Below are 22,456 nucleotides of genomic sequence, written 5' to 3' on the forward strand. Positions count from 1 at the left end.
GGGGTGAAAAGGAGACAAGAACTTTATGATAAAAAAGTGTTGCCCCCCTCCGATAGAAAGAGACCAAGTTAAGAAGAAAGAGATTTCCGTGTCGGTTCTACAAAATACTTCTTCAACGGGTTACCGCCATCATGAGAATATGATTGAGATGGCAGGTGGAGAATTTTTAATGGGTACGGCTGATCCTGAAAGTTTTATAGAAGACGGTGAAGGTCCGGTACGACCGGTTCAATTGAAACCATTTTACATCGACCGGTATGCTGTTACGAATGCACAATTCCAAGAATTCATTTTGGAGACGGGCTATATTACAGACGCTGAGCGCTATGGTTGGTCGTTTGTGTTTCATTTATTTGTATCAGATGAAATGAAGCGGAGTATTCAAAATGTCGTACAACAAACACCGTGGTGGTACCAAGTTGACGGCGCTTGTTGGAAACATCCCGAAGGTCGTGATTCTTCGATCGTCAATCGGATGGAACATCCTGTCGTTCATGTTTCGTGGAACGATGCACAAGCATACTGTTCTTGGAGTGGAAAACGATTGCTTACGGAGGCTGAATGGGAGTATGCAGCACGGGGAGGCCTTATTCAGAAAAAATATCCGTGGGGAGATATCTTGACCCCTATGGGGAAACATAGCTGTAATATTTGGCAAGGCGTTTTTCCCACTCTTGATTTGGGGAATGATGGCTTTATAGGCACTGCCCCGGTGGATGCATACGCTCCTAATCATTATGGGCTTTATAATATGGTGGGAAATGTATGGGAATGGTGTTCAGATTGGTTTACAAATCGTCATCTCGGAGAGGAAATCGTAATCGATCCTAAAGGTCCTCGAACAGGAGATGAAAAAGTTATAAAAGGCGGAAGTTATCTCTGTCATAAATCTTATTGTAATCGCTATAGAGTGGCGGCACGGTCACACAACACCGTGGATAGTTCAACCGGTCATATGGGATTTCGTTGTGCAGCAGACCTATAGGAAATCGTCGTTTAGCTTTGTCGAAGTTGGAATCGTTGTCAAAATAATTGGAATGGTGATGTATATGAATGACTATATACATCATCATTTTTTTCTGAATATAGTACTTATGGTCAATCTGATACAGTGGAGTATAGAGGGTCTTTAAGTTTGAGTAACATTCGTTTGTATAAGTCCCTTTGCTATCGCTAATCTAACAAATAGAAATGATCCGTGAAAACATTGAATTCGTATTCCTCGAAAAAACAAGCAAGTCCAATTGTTTTGCTGATGAATAGAAGGGAGTAGGAGTGGTAATGAAAGCTAACGAGCTACTTTTACAAAATTTGCTTGATGTCAATCCTCGTACAGGCATAATTAAATTACACGACAAACGAATGGCATTAATCTCCGTAGAAGCATTGGGAATATTGCGCACAGATTTAATAAATACGCTCGGTAAAGATCGCGCAAAAGGATTTCTTATGCGCTATGGCTGGGCATGTGGCAACAAGGCAGGAGAGTCTCTTCGGGAAGAATACGAATGGAAGTCGATAAAAGAATTGGTGCTGGCAGGACCATCTATGCATACATTAGAAGGAATTGTTACTGTAGAGCCTGACATTTTGGAAATTGAAGGTGACAAGTTATATTTTACAGGACACTGGAAAAACTCATTTGAAGTGGGAAATCATATTGATGAACAAGGTATAGATCGTGAAGCAATATGTTGGACATTAATAGGTTATGCAAGTGGTTATCTCACAAAAGTTTTTGGAAAAGAAGTTGTCGCTTATGAGAAATACTGCCGAGGGAAAGGGGACTCGGCGTGTTATTTTGTTGCAAAAACGGTCGCTCACTCTGAAGAAGAACACCTGAAGGATTTACGTTATTACAAAGCAGAATCTTTGCAGTCTGTCTTGGAAGATATGTATATGGAAATAGAGCAGCTTAACAAAGACATCGTCGAGTCGGAAAAGGTGCAAAATGAATTAACTGAGCTTTTTTTGGAGGACAAAGATATTAATGAAATTACGACGAGGGTTGGAAGTATACTCGGACGTAGTATTGTTATAGATCATTTAACGGAAGTATACTCGTCATATTTTAAGTGTGCGGAAGATCGGAAGACATATGATAAATGGATAAAAAGCGGCGTAGTTACGAAGCGGTATGATGATTTGTTTTTTGAGTCATTCAGCATTAAAAGTCATAAAGTTTCATTGGGAAGGCTGACTGTAATCGGTGACGAAAAGCTTGATCAAAGAGAGCAGTTAATCATAAATCGGGCTTTAATGGTGTTCACGATTCAAATGTATCATCAGCGGAAAATCACAGAATCACTATGGCAAAGAAGAGAAGATTTTTTCGGTGAACTGATCGAAAATAGAATAGTAGATGATGCTCTTTTGAATAGGCAAGCTGCTATTTTTGGTTTTAAACCAGGCGAGCCAAATTGGCTGATCGCTATTAATGTGTTGCCGAAAGAAAAGAGAGGAGATGTGTTAGGTTTCCTTACGAAAAAGTATTCTTGTCTCGATGTATTTACGAAAGACGGATACATAGTCATGATTGTTCCGAAAAATAGCAACCCGAATATTGAGGACTATATGTCCAGTATACTTGAGGAAATCCTCGTAAGTTTACCCGATGTAAAAGTTTATAGTGGTTCAGGACAATTGGCGGATACGATTCAAAAGATGCGTATAAGTTATTTGGACGCTACTCGTCTATGTGACTTTGTCCAATTGACGTACCCTATGGGCAGCCGACATGCTGCTTTTAAAGAGTTAGAACCGATGATGATGTTCTTGAAGGGGTCTGATCCGCAAGAATTGATTAGGTTTTACTCTGAAACGATCGGCGAATTAGTGGAATACGATTGTGAAAATCAAGGGAATTTACTTATTACGCTTAAAACCTATTTGGACAACAATGGAAATTTGCAGCAAACGGCTGATGAATTACATTTATCGATCGCTGGATTGCGTTACCGAATTGAAAGGATAGAATCGTTAAGTGGCATCGATTTAAAAACGGGAGCCGGGAGATTTGAATGCCAGCTTGCTACAAAAATATATTTTGCATTGCAAGTCATGAGCAATATAAAGAAATAATGAATGTTGAAGGAGGACGAATCATTTGCGGTTCGTCCTTTACTGATTGTAAAAGCGGAGTGGGGATTCTGAATTTTAAACTACCCGCAATTTCTGCTAGTCAAGACACTTTTATTGATGTTTTTTTACAGTTATCAATAATCAGAATAGGAGGTACTATTAGGTTAGTAAGCGGTTACATTACAGAGAGGGAGGAACAAGATGACTACTAAACAACAGGAAACGGTTAAAGCGCCTTTGACAGGTGCAGAGTATTTGGAGAGTTTGAGAGACGGTCGGGAAGTATGGCTTCATGGGGAAAAAGTTGAAGACGTTACGACGCACCCTGCATTCCGAAATAGTGCCCGTTCCATTGCTAGATTGTATGACGCCTTGCATGATCCAAAATATAAAGACGTGTTAACGAGAGAAACAGATACAGGAAATGGCGGCTATACACAACGCTTCTTCCAACCGGATACAACTCCGGGGGATTTGTTCAAAACGCGTGATGCCATCGCACAATGGGCAAGGCTGACATACGGTCAAATGGGGAGATCTCCAGATTACAAAGCATCCTTTCTAGCAACGCTTGGAGCAAATCCGGAATACTACGGAAAATATGCAGACAATGCTAGGAGATGGTACAAAGAAGCGCAAGAGAAAAACTGGTACTTCAACCATGCCATCATTAATCCACCGGTTGATCGGGACAAGCCGATTGACGAAGTGAAAGATGTATTTATTCACTGCGTAGGTGAAACGGAAGAAGGTATTTTGGTCAGTGGTGCGAAGATGGTTGCGACGGGTTCGGCTCTTACAAACTATAACTTTGTTGCTCATTACGGGGCACTTGCAATCCCAAGTGAGGAGTATGCACTTGTATTTATTGCTGACATGTCCACACCGGGTGTTAAACTCATTAGCCGCCCTTCCTATGAAATGAATGCAGCGGTAACGGGAAGTCCATTCGATTATCCATTAAGTAGCCGCTTTGATGAAAACGATACAGTTATCGTTTTTGATAATGCCTTGATTCCATGGGAAAACGTACTTGTTTATAGAGATATCGAGAAAGCGAATAACTTCTTCGCAGAAAGTGGATTCCTACACCGCTTTACGTTTCACGGTGTTGTACGACTTGCGGTTAAACTGGATTTCATTTCAGGTTTACTGATTAAAGCGTTAAGAGGGAACGGAACAGATAAATTCCGTGGTGTTCAAGCCAATATTGGGGAAGTGTTGGCGTATCGGAATATGTTCTGGGCGATGAGTGATGCCATGGCTTTGAATCCAAATCAAGGTGCAAATGGTACCGTCTTGCCAAACATTGACTATGGCTTGGCGTACCGTGTATTCATGTCGGAAGGATGGCCGCGTGTAAAAGACATTATTGAGACGGTTGTGGCGGGAAGTCTAATTGTACAGCCATCGAGTACAAGTGATTTTAAAAATCCAGAGCTGCGTCCTTATCTTGATAAGCTCTATCGTGGTTCAAATGGCATTGATGCAGAAGAAAAAATTAAAGTCATCAAATTGCTATGGGATGCGATTGGGACTGAATACGGTGGACGCCATGAATTGTATGAGCGAAACTACTCCGGAAACAATGAAAATATTCGTCTTGAGAACTTGATCATGGCTCAAAAGACTGGTCAGGCAGAAGAGTATGAAAAGTTTGCTCAAGAATGTATGGATGATTATAACTTGGATGGTTGGGTGAATCCGACGTGGATCAACCCGGATGATGTAAATGCTTATCAAAAGAAATGAGTAGGGAAAGTGAATTGTATTCTTCAACAATTTGACGCTTGTAAATTGTTGAAGAATAAAAAAACGATAATTAGGAGGAATCCAAAATGCAAAAAGAACTTACTAAAAAGAATGAACGTGTGGAAGAAGTTTTTCATTTATTTATTAAGCATATCCAAGAATTTTTGAAAGAAGCGAAACTTAACCACGAGGAGTATACAAACTTTGTAAATTGGGCGGATCGACTGGGAAGGACAGGAGAATTTCCGTTGTATGCGGATGTTTTCTTGGAAACACATGTACTAAAAGCGATGTACACGGAGAAACCGGGTACTCAACCGTCCCTTTTGGGGCCGTATTTCATAGAAGGGTCCCCGCTGATTGAAGCGGAATCCGGAAAACCATTGTTGTTGACACAGCGTCCAGATGAAGCAGGCGAGGTTCTGTATTTTAAAGGGAACGTCAGCAATATTGACGGCAAAAAGCTTGCGAATACCCGCGTAGAAATGTGGCATAACGATGCGACTGGAAAGTATTCTGCTTTTGATTCTGACGCACCAAGATACAATTTCAGAGGCCATTTCTATACGGATGAAAATGGTGATTTTGAAGTGAAATCCATTGTGCCACTACCTTATTCGATCCCGACAGACGGTCCTACGGGAGAGTTTTTAGAATACACGGATCAGCATCCGATGCGTCCGGCACATCTTCACCTTATGTTCGAAGCAGAGGGACACGAAACCCTTATTACACAAGTGTTCTTCGAAGGTGATGAATATCTTGAAACAGACGTGGCAGATGGTGTGCGATTAGATCTTCTGACAAAACTTATCGATAAAGGTAGTCATAAAGAAGCTTCGTTAAACTTTGTTATGCGTACGCTATAAGTAAGGTGTACATCGTCAAGGGCATTGAATGATGTCCTTGATTTTTTGAAAATCAAAGATGTTAAAACGGTTGCTATTCAATGCGAAAAACAATGCTTGATTCGTCATTGACGAATTGATCGTTGTCATCTTGACGAAAAGTGAGGATATCTTATATTGAAGGTTTTTCAAAACAATCAACTTAAACTAGAACAATCCGTTGTCACGATTGGAGCTTTTGACGGCATTCACCGAGGACATCAAGCATTGATAAAAAAAGCGAAATCACAAGCTGAACTTTATAAGGTTCCCCTTGTTGTCTATACATTCGATCCACCGCCTAAGGTTTTTTTTCAAAATCAGCCACTATTGACTTCACTGCCGGAAAAGAGAAGATTTCTAAAGGAACTGGGTGTTTGCTACACAGTTTTCGCATCATTTGACGAGGTATATGCATCCAGGGGTGTACAAGATTTTATTGACGAGTTAAGTGATGTGAATCCAAAAGAGATATGGGTGGGACCAGGATTCAACTTTGCCAAAGGGAAAAGCGGTACGATTGCAGATCTAGACAATGCATTTAAGGCGTATCAGCATCCCGCTGTCAAATGTCCAGAAGGGGAAGTCATTTCATCGACACGGATTCGTAACCTTTTACAGCATAAAGAAGTGGAAAAAGCCTATTCATTATTAGGAAGAAATCAATATGCTGTAAATCACGCCTAATAAAGTATTAGTAATTAGTACCAGGCAGGTAGTTTAATAGGAGGGATATTTTGATGGATGTAAGGGAATTTAGAAATTGTATGGGACGTTTTGCAACCGGTGTTACAGTTGTAACATGTAAAGCTGAAAGCGGCAATCATGGGTTCACAGCAAACTCATTTACTTCTGTGTCACTAGATCCACCGCTTGTTTTGGTATCTGTTGACCGGAAAACAAAAGCATTCAAACACCTTAAAAATAATGCATTCACGATTAATATTTTAAACGACAATCAAGAAGATGTGGCTATGCATTTTGCGGGGCGTCCGAAGGAAACTGAACCATTCAATTGGATTGAAGGAGAGCATACAACTCGTCTTGAGGAATCGCTCGCATATATCGAATGTGTTGCATGGAACGAATATGACGGTGGTGACCATGTTCTTTTCGTAGGTGAGGTTAAGAATTTTGAGTACAATGACGGGAATGCTCTCACGTATTTTGCAGGTAAATTTTCAACTTTATCTTCAGAAGTCCAAGTGGTTTGATGAAATACCAACAAAAAACGCACCCTTGTCATACACAACAGGTGCGTTTTTAAATTTATTCATACGAAAAGGTCTATTTACCGTAGTTAGTTAGACCTAAACATACATTGTATTAAAGGGAAGGGTTACGTTAGTATATATCTATGATTAGATTATTCTAATTTTTCTGATGTGTGAGAACGGTAATCTAACAATGAATTAGGGGGAATTCATGATGCAAAAAGAACTTACTAAAAAGAATGAACGTGTAGAAGAGGTCTTTCATTTATTTATCAAACATATCCAAGGTTTTTTAGAAGAAGCGAAACTAAATCACGAGGAGTATACAAACTTTGTAAATTGGGCTGATCGTCTGGGAAGGACAGGAGAATTTCCGTTGTATGCAGATGTTTTCTTAGAGACCCATGTACTAAAGGCGATGTACACGGAGAAACCGGGTACACAACCGTCCCTTTTAGGGCCGTATTTCATAGAAGGATCTCCGCTGATTGAAGCAGAACCCGGAAAACCATTGGTGTTGACCCAGCGTCCAGACGAAGCAGGCGAGGTTCTGTATTTTAAAGGGAACGTCAGCAATGTTGATGGTAAGAAGCTAGCGAATACACGCGTTGAAATGTGGCATAATGATGCATCCCGTAAATATTCCGCTTTTGATTCGGATGCACCGAGATATAACTTCAGAGGGCATTTCTATACGGATGAAAACGGTGATTTTGAAGTGAAATCGATCGTTCCGCTACCGTATTCGATCCCGACAGATGGTCCTACGGGAGAGTTTTTGGAATACACGGATCAGCATCCGATGCGTCCGGCACATCTTCACCTTATGTTTGAAGCAGAGGGACATGAAACCCTTATTACACAAGTGTTCTTCGAAGGCGATGAATATCTTGAAACAGACGTGGCAGACGGTGTCCGGTTAGATCTTCTGACAAATCTTATTGATAAAGGCGATCATAAAGAAGCTTCGTTAAACTTTGTGATGCGAACACTATAAAAAATCAGGGGCATTCTCAATGCCCCTGATTTTTTTGTGGAAGAAAGCGAGTTAGAATGTGCGGTTGAGTATTGAAATTAATCAGACGAACCGTATGGAATATTTAAGAAGTTCAGACCTAATGTGTAGTAGTTAAAATATTTCAAATGTTCTATCGTAGGAATAGATAAAATATTTAGTGGCAAATCTCCAATGAAATTTGGAATCTAGGTTGAAAGGGAAGGCTCTTCCGTAAGTAACTCATTCTTTATATCATGAGGTGACTGTCATTAAGTGAAAATATAAGTTATAGGGAGGAGAAAATCATGACTGTTCAAATACAAAACCAAAACTTACTCAATCAAGTATTGACCGAAATCCGCGCTCGACGCGATGAGTTTGAAAAACGGCGGCACATGCCAAAGGACATGATAGCGCAACTAAAGGAAGTGGGCGTCTATCGCGCTCATGCGCCGCAGTGTTTTGGCGGAGATGCCCGCACGCCCATGGAGTTCCTTAAGTTGATTGAGACGATCTCCGAAGCAGATGGATCCGCTGGATGGGTAGCAAGCTTCGGCTCTGCTGCAGTCTACTTAGCTGCCTTGCCGCGCGAAACTCTCGCAAAACTTTATGCAGATGGACCGGATGTGGCCTTTGCAGGCGGTCTGTTTCCAGTTCAGCCCGCAAAGAAGGTGAGTGGCGGCTGGCTTGTTAACGGTCTTTGGAGGTTCGCAAGTGGATGTAAGGGGGCGGATCTCCTCGGTGTCGGTATTGGCACTGGGGAAGGCGGCAAACCGCTTACCGCTGTACTAAGACCTGAGGACGTGGAAATCGTCGAGAACTGGGAGGTAATCGGGATGCGCGGAACGGGCAGCCATGACCTGCGCGTAAAAGACATCTTCGTCCCTGATGAATGGACCTTTGTTCGTGGCGGTGTTCCTTCTATTGAAGAACCGATTTACCACTTTCCATCCATCGCCTATGCAGCGCAGGTATTAGCAGTCGTCAATCTTGGTGTAGCCCGGGCTGCGCTTGATGAAGTTTCTCAGATGGCTGGACGTTCCAGCATCACAGGGGCACCGAAAATGGCCGATCGAGCTTATTTGCGAATCTCTGTGGCAAAGGCGGAAGCAGCGCTAAGATCGGCGCGTGCCTTCTTCTACGAGGCTACTGAATCCGCTTGGGAATCAATCCTGAAAGGCGATGGCGTCTCCGCCGATCAAACAAGCATGTTGCGCTTAGCAGCCACGCAAGCGGCCCGCGAAGGTGCGCGCGCCGTACAATCAGCCTACATGCTTGCTGGCACCTCTGCTATTTACGACGGACATCCGTTGCAACGACATTTGCGCGATGCGATGGTTGTGACCCAGCACGCATTCCTAAACGAGAGCATGTATGACGGTGCCGGAGCAGTACAGTTGGGCGTGCAACCGATGAAAGGCTACATCTGATAAGATAGAATTATTCACAGACATTTGATAAGTCCGCTTATCTTACAAAATTTTTTACAGGGTGTAAACGCTGTCATTTCAAAGAGTGTTTTATTTTGGGACAGTCATTTACTATTTTGTGAATACTTATTTGAGTCATCAAAATAGTAAGGGGGGATTCTTTTGACAATTCAAGCTAGTGAACTGACGTTAGATCATCTGATGCACATTTCCACCAAGCCGGGTATAAACTTAACAGATTTAAATTTTACATTAATGAGTATGGAAGCATGGGGATTCCTTCGGAAAGATTTAATTACTGCACTTGGTGTTCAACGTGCGAAACGATTTTTGCTTCGTTATGCATATAATTGTGGCGCGCATGAAGCGAGAATGTTAAAAGATAAGATTAATTGGAAGGACGACATGGAGTGGCTCCTTGCGGGCTCTAAAATGCATAGTTTAACGGGAAGATCTTTATCGTACCCAGAAGAATTCTATGTCGACCTTGAAAAGAAAACCTTTAATGTTTCTGGTTACTGGATAGATTCCTATGAAGCGAAACAGCATTTAGAGCATTTTCCGATGCATTCGGAACCGATTTGTTATTTTTTAATTGGTTATGCAAGTGGTTATACGAGTGCTTGTGTAGGGAAAAAAATTATCTTTAAAGAAGTGAAATGTAGAGGAAAAGGCGACGACCATTGTAGTTATATTGGAAAAACAGTTGAGGAATGGGGCGACGACATTTCCGAGGAACTACTTTTTTATGTTGACGACGATATGTCAGGTGAACTGGATCAGATGTATCGAAAAGTTGAACTTGAAAAAGAACGGTTCCGAATCGGTTCCTCTTTAAGCCGAAATTTAACGACGGCCATGCTTAAAGGGGAAGGATTCCCGGCTTTTGCGGAACTATTAGGAAAAAGCTTGCATTGTCCTGTCTTAATTGAAAATAGCAATTTTAAGTTGCTTGCTCAATATGGTGATAACCCTGGAATGACGGATTATATGTCGGCGGAGAATTTTTGGCCAAGTGAATATGAAACAGCGGCACTCAATCACATTATTGTAACGGATTTGAAAGATAAAACATTTAAGCTTTTGACAACATCCATCGTCGTTCGAAATCAAGTTCACGGATATATAACCATCGCATTAGATCAAAAAAGTGATGATTTTCATGAAGATTTACTAGAACGTGTCGCAACAATTGCTGCCTTATACTTGCAAAATGAGCGGATTGCTCTTGAAACGGAGCAAAGGTTAAAAGGGGAATTGGTCGAGCAACTTCTGAATGATGATGGAACCGAAGTGGGGGAAATTCATAATCGGTTATCGTCACTTGGCTACAATTTAACTGAACCCCATTATATTATGCACATTGATATTAATAATCCAACGATAGAGGAAGACAATACGACAAATGATAAATATATGCGCATTCGAAATCAATTGACGACTAGCATTCAAAACGCAGACGATCAATATAATATGCTTATTCTCACAAAGCTCAATACAATCCAAGTAATTGTAGCGAAAAAATGGATTGAAAATCAGCGAACGACGATAAAAAAGTTTGGTGAAAAGCTGTTAGGGCAAGTTGTGAGTTCTGATCGACAAATTTGTATTGGGATTAGTAATGAAACACGAAAACTATCTGATTTTAATACGAAAGCCCAAGAAGCAAAAAAAGCTGTTGAACTGGCAAAATATCGAACGTCCAAATCGGAAATTGTATTGTCCAATGAGTTAGGACATTTAACGTTATTTTTAAACGCTCGGGAGCCTGCCGAATTAGAAGCGTTTGCGAAGGGAAAATTGAGTCCAGTACTGGAATACGATGAAAAGAGAAATTCTGAATTGCTACAAACGTTGTTTTATTACTCACAAAACGAATTCAATTTGCATAAAACAGCGCGTGAAATGTCTATTTCAATTAGTGGGATGCGCTATCGCATACAGCAAATTGAAGACTTGTTGTATACCGATTTGTCTGACTCAAATAGTCGTTTTGAAATACAAATTGCGCTTCAAATCTTCTTAACCCTTGGAAGAATTCAAATGTAAAATTAAGAAGGAGTGAAAAACGATGGCGAAATATACAATTGTTGACCAAGACACATGTATTGCATGTGGTGCATGTGGAGGGGCTGCACCGGATATATTTGACTACAATGACGAGGGGATTTCTTATGTCCTTCTCGATCAAAATGAAGGAATTGTAGAAGTACCGGAGGATTTGGTAGAGGACCTAGAGGATGCTTATGAGGGATGCCCAACCGAGTCTATTAAGGTTTCTGAAAAGTCTTTCAACGGGGATCCGTTGAAATTTGAAGAAGTTGGAGTTTGAGTACTTTCGATGACTTTAAGGCATCGGAATAAAAGGGAATTGTGGAAGTTGCGCGCTGAATACGATTACGTTGCTGCGTAATTGATCATTGAATGGGAGTGAGTCGGATGTCCAATAGAAATGAAGTGTATGATATTACAATAATTGGTGGAGGACCAGTTGGGTTGTTTACTGCTTTTTATGCTGGCTTACGTCAAGCTTCGGTAAAAATTATTGAAAGTTTGCCCCAATTAGGTGGGCAACTTTCTGCGCTTTATCCCGAAAAGTATATATATGATGTGGCTGGTTTTCCGAAAGTGACTGCGCAAGAGCTGGTAGATCGACTTATTGAGCAGATGAATCAATTCGATCCGACAATTGTGTTGAATGAGTCCGTTCTTGAATTGGAAAAGCAAGAGGATGGAATCTTTAAAATGACGACGAATGCAGGGACACATTTGACGAAGACAATCATTATTACGGCTGGAAATGGTGCATTTAATCCACGTAAATTAGAGCTGCCTGCTGCAGAGAAGTACGAAGGAAAAAACCTTCATTACTTTGTAGATGATCTGAATAAGTTTGCTGGAAAAAAAGTTCAAGTGTTCGGCGGGGGAGATTCAGCGGTTGACTGGGCATTGATGCTTGAACCAATTGCCGAGGAAGTGACGCTAGCTCACCGACGAGCAAAGTTCCGTGCGCATGAGCATAGTGTCCAACAGTTAGAAAACTCCACCGTTAAGGTTGTGACTCCTTACGTTCCAACTGAATTTATTGGTGAAGATGCGATTGAACAAGTTGTTCTTCAGCAAGTAAAAGGCGAAGAGACGAAAGTGGTTGAAGTTGATGATGTCCTCGTTAACTATGGATTTGTTTCGTCCCTCGGTCCGATTAAAGAGTGGGGACTAGAGATTGAGAAAAATAGCATTGTCGTCAATTCGAAAATGGAAACAAATATTGAAGGGATTTATGCAGCGGGTGACATTTGTACATATGAAGGGAAAGTTAAACTCATTGCAAGTGGCTTTGGGGAGGCGCCTACAGCCGTTAGCAATGCAAAAGTTTATATGGACCCGAGTGCTAAAGTCCAACCGCTTCATAGTACAACGGTTATGGGCGAAAAAGAAAGTAAGCAAAAGGTTGCTTCTTTAACGTAAAATAGATATGAAAGAGATGAATCAAAGCGAGGGATCACTTCATTTGATTGATCTTTTTGGGGAGAAAAAACGTATTGAAGGGGGAGAACGTATATGATTCGTAAAATGGAGCATGTAGCAATCATAGTAAAGGATATGGATCAATCGATTCAATTCTATTCTGAGATGTTCGGATTTACTGTCCGTCTCAGGGGCAATAATCCAAACCGAGAAATGGCTTTTTTATATTTAGAAGCACAACCGGATATGGAGATTGAATTAATCCAAGACATTGATCCGGTTGGGGAATACAATGAGAGTGGCATTGTCAATCATCTCGCTTTTACAGTTGATGATCTTGATGCGTCGATTCGTTACTACCGCGAAAAAGGAATTGTTTTTACGTCGGAAGAGCCAAAGCCTACACTTGAAGGCGGCCGTATGATTTTATTTAAAGGACCTAATGAGGAGCTCTTGCAGTTTGTAGAGCGAATATAACTTGATCTTCCCGAGCCGATAGGTTTTCATTTAGAAATACTCCTTTCCTGTAATGAAATTACAGGAAAGGAGTATTTTTATCTTCATTCAGCAGAAGACTTCCACCCCTATAGGTGGTGAGGTGAATGCCGGTTTTGTTATCTGTTCAGCGGGTGTCCAAACGCCTGCTGAACGAAGATAAAGCCTCCGGCGGATGTCACAGATTTTGAAAGGAGTTAATCGAGCAAGCTCGATTCAAAATCTGGACGCAATTACGCCGAGGCGTAATTGATTTTCATGAAAGTAAAACTTCTATGTTTTTATTCGTACGAATGAGTCTAATAACATTGGATAATTAGATCGAAACCTAGATTGTTTCAAAAATTCGAATAAATTATGATGAATACACAAACGAAGTATTCCGAATTATTTAGATAGTGAAACCGCTATCAAACATTCGGTGCTTTATGGAGCTAACATTTCATGTAAGGAGGAAACAAAAATGGATCCACGTGAATTCAGAACTACACTTGGTCATTTTGCAACGGGCGTCACGGTGATTACAACGGCGCAGGGGAGTGATCTGATCGGGTTAACGGCCAATGCCTTTTCTTCGGTTTCCTTAGACCCGCCACTCGTTCTTGTTTGTATCGACAAAAAGGCCTTCAGCTTGCCAGCGTTTAAAAAGGGTGTCCCTTTCGCTATAAATATTTTGCAAAAGGAGCAAGAGGAAGATTGCTGGCGATTTGCGAAAAAGTCTGAAGACAAATTTGCAGGTGCTTCTTACACGATTTCCGATCAGGGCGTACCAATCCTGCAGGGGAATTTAGCGACGATTGAATGTGAGGTCTATGAGATTTTCGAAGGTGGCGATCATGTGATCATCACAGGCTATGTAAAAAATGCCACATACGACGATCAAGCGGAACCATTGCTCTTTTTCCGTGGCAAGCTTGAACATGTCGCACAAAAAGAATGGGTTGAATAATAAATATTGAACGAAACCACAACGAGAAACAGGGGGAATGAGTCATGTTATCAAAAGCAGACAATCAACTACTCACGCAAACAGATCCAGAAACACCGATGGGCAAATTATTCCGTAGATATTGGATTCCGGCACTACAATCCCATGAATTAGTAAGTGATGGAAAGCCGCAACGAGTGAAGTTGCTAGGTGAAGATTTAGTTGCATTTCGTGATACGGAAGGCAAAGTAGGATTGATTGACGAGCGTTGCCCGCACCGTGGAACGTCATTGTATTACGGCATTAATGACGGATGCGGCATTCGTTGTATGTACCATGGCTGGAAATTTGATACGGCTGGCAATTGTACGGAAATTCCTTCAGAGCCTACGGACGGAAAGTTTAGACAGTCTATTAAATTAAAGAGTTATCCAACAAAAGAAGTGAGCGGAATCGTTTGGACGTATATGGGACCGCCTGATTCACAACCGGATTTCCCGGAATTTTATTGGATGGGGTTACCTGAAGAAAACAAATTAGTCGAGCGTGTCTGGCAAGAGTGTAACTATGCACAAGCAATGGAAAATGACCTGGATTTTGTACACGCTGCATTTTTGCATAAAGCACATGGTACGCAGGAGGTAGAAGAAGGTGTTTTGAGTAGTGACCTAGGTATTGACCCAGACCACCCGCTCGTGAAAAACCCTCCGGTTAAACAAGCTGTTCAAGATACGAACTTCGGGAAACGGTGTATTGCGGTTGGAATTGGAACTGAAGAAGAAAATGCTTTTATGGAAATTCACTATATTTTTCCATTCTATACGTACCCACCACGATTTGGTGGCGAAGATGGCATGTGGCATGCATTCATTCCAAGGGATGACCATAGTACATGGACGTGGGATGTTCAGTTTGCGCACGATCGCGTCATAGACGTTCAAGCCCAACACGATCGTCGTGGTTTAAAGCTGGATGAGGATTTCCGTAAGCAAATTAATGCTGAAAATGAATACAATCAAGATCGTGAATTGCAAAAGACAGGCAACTTCACAGGGATTCGTGGGATTGCCAACCAAGACCACGCGGCAACTGAAACGATGGGAACAATTGTTGACCGTTCGATTGAGCACTTAGGGACAAGCGATTTACCGATTATCCATATGCGCCGAATCCTGCTTCAACAAGTGAAAAAATTCCAAGAAGGACAGGAGCCGTTTGCATTGGAGAACGAGTCATTGAAAACGTTATACAGTGACGGCCTTTATGATGACAATCAAAAAACTTGGCAACAAGCGTTTCCATTAAAAGAACAGTTTGATCTGAAGCGCCAGCCGGTTAAGCAGTGATGAATAAGAAACAATACGATGGCTATACCTCTTTTAACTACTTGCGGGAAAATGTTGATTACAAGCGGTATGACCTTGCGACTGAATTGGATCGAGTACCGCCTTATTCATTGCAGTTAACGGAGGAAGAAGAAGCCAAGCTGAACGAAATCATGATGGAAGAACCGATTGTTTCTTTAAGGGATCATGGCTTTATCGTTCCGAAAAATTATGACGACATACTCCCATATTGCGGTGAACTGCACACATTCTTTCATTATGAAGGTATCGCCCAATCAGGCATCGATATCATTTTTGAAAATTTTATGGATGGCATTTCAATCATTACATCGAAAAATGGATTGAAATGGGACGACGTGATTTACTTGCTCGGTATGCGTTATGCAGATATTGAACGTCAAAATACTGTCTATATTGCACGTTCATATAGTGATATGCAGAAAGCGAAACGGAAGAAACAAACGGCTCTCATCCCTTCTTTAGAGGCTGCAAGTATTTTAGAGAATGAGCTGGACCGTGTGGATATTTTATATGGACTAGGCATTCGGTGTATGGGCATTACGTATAACGAAGCCAATGCGCTTGGTTCGGGATTAGTCGAAGCGCGTGACGGCGGCTTAACGCAGTTTGGCCGCCGTGTTGTGGAACGGATGAACCGATTAGGGATGATGATTGATATTTCTCACTGTGGCGACCAAACGAGCTTAGACATTATCGAGGCAAGTACCATGCCTGTCCTTATGACACATGCAGGAGCACGAGCGTTATGGAACACCCCGCGGATGAAACCGGATCATGTGCTAACAGCTTGTGCTGAAAACGGCGGTCTCATTGGGATTTGCGCAGCCCCGAATACAACGTTAACGAAAAGTTCTGCTACCCACTCGATCCATTCTGTCATGGAGCATTTCGAGTATATTGCCAATTTAGTAGGGATTGACCATGTTGGCTTTGGCCCGGATACATTTTTTGGCGATCATGTCGCGTTGCAGCATGCGTTTGATGATCGATTAGGAATTTCAGCTTCGCATAGCGGCGAGGAGTTTGAAGAGTCCTCCTATGTTGAAGGACTTGAGAATCCTTCCGAAGCGATGAGAAATATGATCGGCTGGTTGATTCAACAAGACTATACAACGACGGATATTGCGAAAGTAGCCGGTGGAAATGCCATGAAGGTTATGAAAAAAATCTTCAATTGAAGAGGGGACGCTTATTGTGAGTACCAATCAAAAAGTAGCGATCGTCACTGGGGCTGGTCAAGGTCTTGGTCTTGCGATCGCACAGAAATTACTATCTGAAGGCATGAACGTTGTCTTTGTCGATGTCAATGAACGACTATTAGCAGAAGTTCAACAATCGGACCTGTTGAACCGTTTCGATTCTTCGAAGTACATGTTTCTCACAGTTGACGTATCGGACGTGCTGGCGATTCAAGCGAGTGTACATACGATTGTAGAAAACTGGGGGCGGATTGATGTGTTAGTGAATAACGCAGGTGTTCGCAAAGAAACGGCCATTGAGGACGTGACAGAAGAGGAGTGGAACCTTATTCTTTCCGTGAATCTCGGCGGAACGTTTTTCTATTCACAAGCAGTACTTGAAACGATGAAAAAACAACAGACAGGCCGGATCATTAATATCTCATCTTTTGGCGGTCAAGCCGGTCCGTTATCTTCCGGCGCACATTATTGTGCTTCGAAAGCGGGACAGCTTGTCTTAACAAAAGCATTTGCACGGTCATTGGCAGATCAAGGGATTACTGTCAACGCAGTCGCACCTGCAGCGATAGAAACACCGGAAATGGACAATATGGATCCTGCTAAATTAGAACAAATGCAAGCGAGTATTCCAGTTCAGCGCTTTGGGAAAGCGGAAGAAGTCGCCAGTATGGTGTCTTATCTTGCTTCTGATGCGGCGGGGTATATTACGGGTTCCACCTTTGATATAAACGGTGGACTGCTTATGCGTTAATTCATTAGAAATCCAAACTTCTCACGAAATCATGTGTTTTGGAACCAATCTTTCACGACAAGGAGATGGAAAAATGGCTGAAATTAAACACGGTGCACCTCAAATACCAAACCCATTACGAGTATTTATGATTTTTGAATCAACGGGATGGTTTGATACAACACAGGAACAAAAAGAACAAGAATTATTGCCAAAACTGAATGCAATATTAGAGGAATGGCAACATAACGGCTCAGAATTGCTAGGAACGTTCGACCGAGATATTTTAACGGCAGGACATGCAGGCCCTGCCAATTGGCACGCATGTTTTTTATATAACATCCCTGATTTGCAAACGGTTACAAATATGACGCATGCATTTCGCGCTGCAGGTCTGGATCGTTATTTCCGTTTAGAAGCTTCCATTGGACGACCATTTTTCTTGTTAGAAAAATAACAACGCAATATAAAATTACGGTTGATTTAGCATTCATCCCCTTCTTCTATAAGATAAGCAGTGGGATGAATGCTAAAACCTTTTCAAAATCCGGACGTAGTTAAGTTCAGGTGTAATTGATTTTTAAAACCGTAAAATATTATTTCTTGTCTAGCCAAATCGCATCATGAAGAAAGCATTTATGACTCGGGAAAGGGGATTTTTAGATGTCTTTGACTGAATACTTAATCAGCGTTGTTGGACTAGAGGAGTCTGAGTTGTTGGTAGGGGAACCAGCGTATACGTTTTCACTTGAAGGTTTTGAGGAGGATAACGATGAGTGAACTTTTATTTGAAACGATTGAGAACGTAGGGTCATTCATTCAAAAGAAAGAACTATCACCTGTGGAATTAACGCAACTATCCCTTGCACGTATCCAACAGCATAATGCTGAACTGACAGCTTTTATAACAGTGATGGAAGAAGAAGCGATCAATCAAGCAAAACAATTAGAAGACGAGCTTCAAAGCGGTAAAATACGTGGACCTTTGCATGGTATTCCGATTGCCGTAAAGGACTTGCTACAAACTGAAGGAGTCCGGACGACGGGTGGCTCAAAAGTTTTTCAAGGCTGGATACCGGATCAAGATGCGGCTTCCGTTCAAAAACTGAAAGAAGCTGGAGCCATTATTATCGGAAAAGCCAATCTTCATGAATTTGCGATGGGAGCGACAACTGAAAACCCGCACTATGGCATCACGAGAAACCCGTGGAATGTTAAAAAAATTCCCGGTGGATCAAGTGGTGGATCTGCTGTAGCAACAGCGGTAGGAATGGCTTTTGGCGCTGTTGGAACAGATACAGCAGGATCCATTCGTCTGCCAGCGGCGATGTGTGGTACGGCAGGCATCAAACCGACGTATGGACTTGTCAGTCGTGAAGGGTGTCTTCCATTTAGTTGGTCACTTGATCATGTTGGGCCTATGACTCGAACGATCAAAGATGCTGCCATCATGCTAGACGCTATGAAAGGCTATGATCCAAATGATCCAGCATCAGTGAAGCATGACGGCTCAGTAGTTTTCGAGAAATCATTACCAGACCTACAAGGTGTAAAACTTGGATTCTATGAACCGTATATGTTTGCGGGGATTACTAGCAGTGTGAAAGCTGTTATTGAAAAGGCCTTTTGTCAATTAGAGGCATTGGGAGCAGAAATTGTTCCGATAAATCTGCCGGGTATTGATAGGGCTCTTGATGGATTACGGATGATTGCTCAAGCAGAAGTCATTTCCTTCCATGAACCGTTGTTAAAGAAACATGAGGATGATTATGGGGAGGACTTGAAATACCGTTTTCAATTTGGACGGGATATTTCAGCGACCGCATATATCAATGCCCAACGGACAAGAAATGAATTTATTCGAACGACTCTTCAAAAAATGCATGGCATTGATGCGCTCGTCGGACCGACAAATGTTCAGCCGCCTTATGACATCGGCTCAATGGTTAAGGAACAGGCGATTAGCAATATGTTTACACTAGGCAAGACCCCGCTTGCGAATATATTGGGCTTCCCAGCTCTTTCCGTTGCCTGCGGGTTTACCGAAGACCGTCTCCCAGTTGGTCTTCAATTAATCGGTAAACCTTTTGAGGATAAGAGAATCTTGGAAATCGCCGACTGTTATGAGCGTTCCGAGCGATGGGTACAGGCATTGAAAGAAAACGCGAATAATTTATATGCCAATCCAGAAGCTAAAGAAAAAGCTGCGTTCCGGTAGATCGAATAAGAGGCCGTGTGAAATGACGATTAGAAATCAGGACTGTGTTAATTCAGTTACTGGAAGTCCAAAGGGGGAACCATTTAGATGAAATCCATTAATCCTATGCAAATGATTAATAACAGCCGTGTTCATTCATTTCACATCGCGCTTGTCGCTTGGCTCTTTTTTATTATTATGTCTGATGGCTATGATGTCGTCATTTATGGAGCTGCCGTGCCTGCACTGATGGAAGAATGGGGCATGTCCGATGTACTGGCTGGAGCCATTGGGAGTTACACAATTGCGGGAACAGTGATAGGTGCGATCACTTTTGGATTACTGGCAGATAAAATTGGGAGAAAGAGAGTCATTATTATTTGCATCGTTTTCTTCAGCTTCTTCACCTTTCTTTCAGGTTTTGCAACAGGGGTAGGAATGTTTACGATTTGTCGAATCATAGCGGGTCTTGGGCTTGGCGGTGTGATGCCGAATGTCATGGCGTTAATGACGGAGTTCGCGCCTAAATATAAACGAACAGCGCTCGTAGCTTACGTGTTTGCTGGTTATTCTGTCGGAGGGCTTATTGCAGCGCTAACAAGTCGTGCGCTACTTCCAATAGTAGGATGGCAACCTGTTTTTTGGGTGGCTGTTATTCCGCTGTTGATGTTGCCTCTCATTATCAAAAATATTCCAGAGTCAGTCGCATACCTTATTGAAAAAGGAGAACTGGAAAAAGCGAAACAGATCTTGAGGAAAGTCGATCCATCCATGCCACAGCTTGTGCAGTTGGAACTACCGCGAGCAACTAACAGTGCTGTTGGGGGAACGGTCGCTAAAATGTTTGAGGAGAAGCGAGCGCTTAGCACTTTTATGTTTTGGATTGCTAGCTTCTGTTCACTCCTCCTCGTTTTTTCTTTGACTACTTGGCTGCCACGTCTATTGATGCAGGCAGGTTATGACTTAAGTTCCAGTTTACTCTTTACAGCGGTCATGCAATTTGGGGCGATTGCAGGAACGATTCTACTTGGAAGGCTGATGGACAAAGTAGGTGCCAAAAAAGTGCTTGTCCCCCTTTTTCTTTCTGGAGCTCTTGCACTTGGGCTCATTGGGTTTTCAAAAAGTACGGTCATCGTCTTCGGATTGATTGCTGTCATCGGTGCAGCGTCTATTGGTGTTCAAAATTTATCCAGTACATTTGTTTCTCAATATTATCCGACGGGTATACGTGCATCCGCACTTGGCAGTACAATGGCGATTGGCCGGATTGGCGGTATCTTAGCCCCAATCCTTATCGGAATCTTGCTGACGATGAACTTGCATCCGCAATTTAACTTCGGGGCTATTGGAATTGCGTCTTTAGTTGGCGGAATTGCGTTAGCGTTTGTTCAGGAGAAACATGCGGCCTATAACAAGCTAGAAGAGGAAAATTTGAAACAAGTTCAATCTAAACTAGTTAAAGAGAGCTATGCGGAACCGATTCGATTACCAAAATAAAATAAAAGATGGCAATGTCGGTGGTGTGAGTATCTAGGCAAATGTTAATCTATTAGACCAGTTTGTTATAAAACAAAGCTAAGTGAAGAAATGATAATCGGCAGCGATATGGAGCAGCCGAAACTAGTGAAAAATTGATGCATGATTGAAGAAAAGGGCTGTCCAGAAAGTTTGTGAAAACTGAGGACAGCCTCTTTGGTTATGGAGAAATCGTGTACGGCTTCCCGACTTCCGCAAGCTCGACAGATCCGTTAAATGTACTGGCAGCGGCCGCAAGAATCTCTTGGATATCACCGTGCAGTGGCAAATGGGTGAGTACAAGCTGGTTGACACCGGCCAGTTTCGCCAATTTGCCCGCTTCGCTACCGCCCATATGACCGGGTGCCTTGCCAACATGTTCTTCATACAAGTTCGCCTCACTAATTAACAGATCAGCCCCGTATGCGAAGTCCACCAGCTCATCCCGCCACTCTGTATCTGCCGTCAAAACGACTGATCGATCGTCCACTTTAAATTTCATGGCCAAGCAATAGACAGGGTGGATTGTTCGACAAAAAGATACTTCAAACGGTCCGATTTGGACGATCTCCTCTTCTGAAACTCCCACACCTACTGTCTGTTCTTTGTATGACAGTTTCGCGAAGTTTTCTTCATCTTCCCGATGTCCGTAAATTGGTAAAACAGGTGCCGGTTTGCCGAGATAGTACTGGATCAGCCGGCTATATTGCAGGCTGCCGATATCTGCAATATGATCTGCGTGATAATGACTGATGACGACCGCATCCAATTTTTCTAACGGTAAATGATTTTGCAAGGATGACAGGACCCCGCTGCCACAATCGATCAGACAATGGAAGCCTTCATGTTCGATTAAAAACGAAGAGGTTGCACTGTTCGCTTTCGGGTAACCGCCCCAAATGCCGATGGGTATAATTTCCATATTGAAACGCCTCCTTCATTGTTGTAAGTGTATCGTGGAAACGCGACAAAGAAAAGTTTGTACGAGAAAAATGGAAAGTAGACAAATTAGGCAAAATACTAGACTACGAGTAGTATCATCTTTTACGAGAAGTACAATTGTAAATAACTAAAAAAGCGAAAAATAATAGTTATAATTTATTTTTTTGTTAAATAGGTGATTCTGATATATGGGTTTCAACTCAAATAATATAAGATTTCAAATGAATTCATTAAAGAGTGGGAAGGTATTGACT

20 protein-coding genes are annotated in these 22,456 nt (G+C 42.1%); 19 read left to right on the top strand and 1 reads right to left on the bottom strand.

Features of this window, described 5'->3' with window-relative positions; genetic code table 11:
• The first annotated feature begins 25 nt into the window (after positions 1–25).
• The 19 genes from MHZ95_RS06460 to MHZ95_RS06550 all read left to right on the top strand — a co-directional run bounded on the left by MHZ95_RS06460 (position 26) and on the right by MHZ95_RS06550 (position 21,242).
• Complete coding sequence (locus MHZ95_RS06460) at positions 26–985, top strand: formylglycine-generating enzyme family protein (RefSeq protein WP_239389723.1); 960 nt, start codon at positions 26–28, stop codon at positions 983–985.
• A 296-nt stretch (positions 986–1,281) separates the two neighbouring features.
• A complete protein-coding gene (locus tag MHZ95_RS06465; protein ID WP_239389725.1) occupies positions 1,282–3,081 on the top strand; it encodes a XylR N-terminal domain-containing protein in 1,800 nt (599 codons plus the stop codon).
• 201 nt (positions 3,082–3,282) lie between these two features.
• Positions 3,283–4,833 (top strand): 4-hydroxyphenylacetate 3-hydroxylase family protein, encoded by a 1,551-nt coding sequence (locus MHZ95_RS06470; protein WP_239389727.1) that lies wholly within the window; start codon positions 3,283–3,285, stop codon positions 4,831–4,833.
• A gap of 86 nt (positions 4,834–4,919) precedes the next feature.
• The gene (locus MHZ95_RS06475) at positions 4,920–5,702 is read left to right on the top strand and encodes a dioxygenase family protein (RefSeq protein ID WP_239389729.1); all 783 of its coding nucleotides are present in this window, start codon (positions 4,920–4,922) and stop codon (positions 5,700–5,702) included.
• A 156-nt stretch (positions 5,703–5,858) separates the two neighbouring features.
• Entirely contained in the window at positions 5,859–6,407 is a 549-nt protein-coding gene (locus MHZ95_RS06480) for an FAD synthetase family protein (RefSeq protein WP_239389730.1), read from the top strand.
• Positions 6,408–6,460: 53 nt separating this feature from the next.
• Positions 6,461–6,934 carry a flavin reductase family protein gene (locus MHZ95_RS06485; RefSeq protein ID WP_239389731.1) on the top strand — a complete coding sequence of 158 codons (474 nt, stop codon included), beginning with the start codon at positions 6,461–6,463 and terminating at the stop codon, positions 6,932–6,934.
• A 214-nt stretch (positions 6,935–7,148) separates the two neighbouring features.
• Positions 7,149–7,931, top strand: a complete 783-nt coding sequence (locus MHZ95_RS06490; protein WP_239389733.1) for a dioxygenase family protein — start codon at positions 7,149–7,151, stop codon at positions 7,929–7,931.
• Positions 7,932–8,236: 305 nt separating this feature from the next.
• Positions 8,237–9,361 carry an acyl-CoA dehydrogenase family protein gene (locus MHZ95_RS06495; RefSeq protein WP_239389734.1) on the top strand — a complete coding sequence of 375 codons (1,125 nt, stop codon included), beginning with the start codon at positions 8,237–8,239 and terminating at the stop codon, positions 9,359–9,361.
• A gap of 162 nt (positions 9,362–9,523) precedes the next feature.
• Positions 9,524–11,410: a XylR N-terminal domain-containing protein gene (locus MHZ95_RS06500; RefSeq protein WP_239389736.1), complete on the top strand. Its 1,887-nt coding sequence runs from the start codon at positions 9,524–9,526 to the stop codon at positions 11,408–11,410.
• Between the two features lie 22 nt (positions 11,411–11,432).
• Positions 11,433–11,693: a ferredoxin gene (locus MHZ95_RS06505; RefSeq protein ID WP_239389738.1), complete on the top strand. Its 261-nt coding sequence runs from the start codon at positions 11,433–11,435 to the stop codon at positions 11,691–11,693.
• Between the two features lie 107 nt (positions 11,694–11,800).
• Complete coding sequence (locus MHZ95_RS06510; RefSeq protein ID WP_239389739.1) at positions 11,801–12,829, top strand: NAD(P)/FAD-dependent oxidoreductase; 1,029 nt, start codon at positions 11,801–11,803, stop codon at positions 12,827–12,829.
• Between the two features lie 93 nt (positions 12,830–12,922).
• Positions 12,923–13,306, top strand: coding sequence for a VOC family protein (locus MHZ95_RS06515; RefSeq protein WP_239389741.1), 384 nt, complete (start codon positions 12,923–12,925; stop codon positions 13,304–13,306).
• Between the two features lie 481 nt (positions 13,307–13,787).
• Positions 13,788–14,273: a flavin reductase family protein gene (locus MHZ95_RS06520; RefSeq protein ID WP_239389744.1), complete on the top strand. Its 486-nt coding sequence runs from the start codon at positions 13,788–13,790 to the stop codon at positions 14,271–14,273.
• A 44-nt stretch (positions 14,274–14,317) separates the two neighbouring features.
• Complete coding sequence (locus MHZ95_RS06525) at positions 14,318–15,598, top strand: Rieske 2Fe-2S domain-containing protein (protein ID WP_239389747.1); 1,281 nt, start codon at positions 14,318–14,320, stop codon at positions 15,596–15,598.
• Positions 15,598–16,797, top strand: coding sequence for a dipeptidase (locus MHZ95_RS06530; protein ID WP_239389749.1), 1,200 nt, complete (start codon positions 15,598–15,600; stop codon positions 16,795–16,797). The genes MHZ95_RS06525 and MHZ95_RS06530 overlap by 1 nt, the downstream gene beginning before the upstream one ends.
• Positions 16,798–16,813: 16 nt before the next feature.
• Positions 16,814–17,569, top strand: a complete 756-nt coding sequence (locus tag MHZ95_RS06535; protein ID WP_239389750.1) for an SDR family NAD(P)-dependent oxidoreductase — start codon at positions 16,814–16,816, stop codon at positions 17,567–17,569.
• Between the two features lie 73 nt (positions 17,570–17,642).
• Positions 17,643–18,005, top strand: a complete 363-nt coding sequence (locus MHZ95_RS06540; RefSeq protein WP_239389751.1) for a hypothetical protein — start codon at positions 17,643–17,645, stop codon at positions 18,003–18,005.
• A gap of 315 nt (positions 18,006–18,320) precedes the next feature.
• Positions 18,321–19,766 (top strand): amidase, encoded by a 1,446-nt coding sequence (locus MHZ95_RS06545; protein ID WP_239389752.1) that lies wholly within the window; start codon positions 18,321–18,323, stop codon positions 19,764–19,766.
• 87 nt (positions 19,767–19,853) lie between these two features.
• Positions 19,854–21,242 (top strand): MFS transporter, encoded by a 1,389-nt coding sequence (locus MHZ95_RS06550; protein WP_239389753.1) that lies wholly within the window; start codon positions 19,854–19,856, stop codon positions 21,240–21,242.
• A gap of 199 nt (positions 21,243–21,441) precedes the next feature.
• On the opposite strand, the gene MHZ95_RS06555 is transcribed toward MHZ95_RS06550, so the two are convergent.
• Positions 21,442–22,182: an MBL fold metallo-hydrolase gene (locus MHZ95_RS06555; protein WP_239389755.1), complete on the bottom strand. Its 741-nt coding sequence runs from the start codon at positions 22,180–22,182 to the stop codon at positions 21,442–21,444.
• Positions 22,183–22,456 lie beyond the last annotated feature (274 nt).

The sequence above is a fragment of the Sporosarcina sp. ACRSM genome, assembly GCF_022346545.1.
GTDB lineage: Bacteria > Bacillota > Bacilli > Bacillales_A > Planococcaceae > Sporosarcina.

What these genes read in the sequence shown, in the direction of transcription:
- MHZ95_RS06490 (WP_239389733.1), top strand. Translation starts at nt 7,149, where the DNA reads ATGCAAAAAGAACTTACTAAAAAGAATGAACGTGTAGAAGAGGTCTTT.
- MHZ95_RS06530 (WP_239389749.1), top strand. Translation starts at nt 15,598, where the DNA reads ATGAATAAGAAACAATACGATGGCTATACCTCTTTTAACTACTTGCGG.
- MHZ95_RS06475 (WP_239389729.1), top strand. Translation starts at nt 4,920, where the DNA reads ATGCAAAAAGAACTTACTAAAAAGAATGAACGTGTGGAAGAAGTTTTT.
- MHZ95_RS06515 (WP_239389741.1), top strand. Translation starts at nt 12,923, where the DNA reads ATGATTCGTAAAATGGAGCATGTAGCAATCATAGTAAAGGATATGGAT.
- MHZ95_RS06495 (WP_239389734.1), top strand. Translation starts at nt 8,237, where the DNA reads ATGACTGTTCAAATACAAAACCAAAACTTACTCAATCAAGTATTGACC.
- MHZ95_RS06465 (WP_239389725.1), top strand. Translation starts at nt 1,282, where the DNA reads ATGAAAGCTAACGAGCTACTTTTACAAAATTTGCTTGATGTCAATCCT.
- MHZ95_RS06520 (WP_239389744.1), top strand. Translation starts at nt 13,788, where the DNA reads ATGGATCCACGTGAATTCAGAACTACACTTGGTCATTTTGCAACGGGC.
- MHZ95_RS06545 (WP_239389752.1), top strand. Translation starts at nt 18,321, where the DNA reads ATGAGTGAACTTTTATTTGAAACGATTGAGAACGTAGGGTCATTCATT.
- MHZ95_RS06510 (WP_239389739.1), top strand. Translation starts at nt 11,801, where the DNA reads ATGTCCAATAGAAATGAAGTGTATGATATTACAATAATTGGTGGAGGA.
- MHZ95_RS06550 (WP_239389753.1), top strand. Translation starts at nt 19,854, where the DNA reads ATGAAATCCATTAATCCTATGCAAATGATTAATAACAGCCGTGTTCAT.
- MHZ95_RS06470 (WP_239389727.1), top strand. Translation starts at nt 3,283, where the DNA reads ATGACTACTAAACAACAGGAAACGGTTAAAGCGCCTTTGACAGGTGCA.
- MHZ95_RS06485 (WP_239389731.1), top strand. Translation starts at nt 6,461, where the DNA reads ATGGATGTAAGGGAATTTAGAAATTGTATGGGACGTTTTGCAACCGGT.
- MHZ95_RS06540 (WP_239389751.1), top strand. Translation starts at nt 17,643, where the DNA reads ATGGCTGAAATTAAACACGGTGCACCTCAAATACCAAACCCATTACGA.
- MHZ95_RS06460 (WP_239389723.1), top strand. Translation starts at nt 26, where the DNA reads ATGATAAAAAAGTGTTGCCCCCCTCCGATAGAAAGAGACCAAGTTAAG.
- MHZ95_RS06505 (WP_239389738.1), top strand. Translation starts at nt 11,433, where the DNA reads ATGGCGAAATATACAATTGTTGACCAAGACACATGTATTGCATGTGGT.
- MHZ95_RS06555 (WP_239389755.1), bottom strand. Translation starts at nt 22,182, where the DNA reads ATGGAAATTATACCCATCGGCATTTGGGGCGGTTACCCGAAAGCGAAC.
- MHZ95_RS06525 (WP_239389747.1), top strand. Translation starts at nt 14,318, where the DNA reads ATGTTATCAAAAGCAGACAATCAACTACTCACGCAAACAGATCCAGAA.